The sequence below is a fragment of the Leptolyngbya cf. ectocarpi LEGE 11479 genome (genome assembly GCF_015207065.1).
Lineage (GTDB): Bacteria > Cyanobacteriota > Cyanobacteriia > Phormidesmidales > Phormidesmidaceae > Leptothoe > Leptothoe ectocarpi.
The window spans coordinates 1-1,553 of sequence record NZ_JADEXP010000618.1 but is presented as its reverse complement, the minus strand read 5'-3'; the positions used below and the strand labels follow the sequence as shown (position 1 = coordinate 1,553).

The 1,553-nt window shown below is 42.3% G+C and carries 1 protein-coding gene; it reads left to right on the top strand.

From position 1 onward, the window contains the following. Nucleotides 1-254: 254 nt before the first annotated feature. On the top strand, nt 255-1,553 hold a 1,299-nt coding region (locus IQ260_RS30495; protein WP_193996787.1), incomplete at its 3' end, for a hypothetical protein.

The window sequence follows — 1,553 nt, the reverse complement described above, 5'->3', positions numbered from 1 at the left end:
AGCACAATGCACCGTCTGATTCTTAGAATCGAGCGGTGCATTTTTCTGTCAAATGCTTTGGTGCCAGCCGACCGCACCATATAGCAAGCAACCATGGCTAATCTTAAAGACAGTTTGGGATAATTGCAAAAAAACTGAAATACAACCTGATAAGTACATAGGGTGACTTAATTAGTCTTCCCTTAGTATCACGCATTTTCTACTCGATTCATTTCTTGAAGTGAGTACCACTCATTACGATAAAGGAGTTCGTCATGGTAAACAACAATTCTAATACTGATAATCTAGGTCAGATTAATAGTCAGCGTGTTTATGTAGATGGTGATCCACTTTCAGAGTTAGATCCCATTAATGTGTATCAGTTTAACGTTTCAGGCAACCGAGATATCAACCTGCTATTGCACAACATTAGTGATGGCGATGATGCTGATCTAAGACTCTTTCGAGATAGTAACAATAACGGCTTTCTTGACTCAGGCGATCGCCAAGTTGCCAGTTCTCGTCGTGGTGGTAATATGAACGACGTTATCAACTACAGTGCTACTGGAGGGAGATATTTCGCTCAAGTTGAGCGCTACGCTGGTGGGAGTAACGGTGCAGTAAGCTATGATCTTGATTTATCGGCTATCTATGATGTTGGTACGTTAAGCAGTCAAACTGTTAATCGAAATCGCTACTCTGTGGAAAGCTCTGACCCCCATGATGTCTTTGGGTTCAATATCACAGGCAACCGAGATGTTAGCCTGTTACTACACAACATCAGCCATGGTGACGATGCTGATCTAAGGCTTTTCCAGGATAGTAACAACAATGGTGTTTTTGATTCAGGTGATAGCCAAGTCGCCAGCTCACGCCGTGGCGGTAATGCTAATGATGCTATCGACTATAGAGCTGCTGCTGGAACATATTTTGCCCAGGTCGAGCGCTATGCTGGTGGGAGTAATGGTACGGTTTTCTATGACTTAGATTTGACTGCTGAGGCCAGGGAAACCAGGCTTACGTTCGATAATATCGGCTTCTCTGTTAGGAATCAAAGCATTTGGGGAGCAAACAACAATTTGGTGGTGCAAGACAATAGGTTTTTGGGAACTGATTGGAATGAAAGTGGTTCCAAGTCTATAGGTGGTTTTGGAATTCAGGGATCAACCTCTGGACGTATCGGCTTTCAATCAGACTTTAGTTTTAATGGTGGACGGTTGAATGCCTCGTTACCTATTGATCTCTGGTTAGATATCCCCGAAAATGTAGTTTCAGGTGAAGCCATCACTATTCAATCGGGCTTTTCCCTAGACAATTCTGCTTCATTCTCAACCACAGGTCCACAGGCATCCTATGACTTAGACTTTGTATTTGATATTAATGCATCGGCTGGCCTGCAAGGATTTGGGAGAAATGTCGATCTTGTTGATTTTGACATAAATTTTCCCCGAGAGATCCTGAGTTTAGATTCTAATAGTGATAATTCTATTCTCTTGGAGATATTGAATGAGTATGGTAGCTTTGATATTAATTTGCCACAGGTTAATACTCGAGGACATCGATCAGGTGCTAAC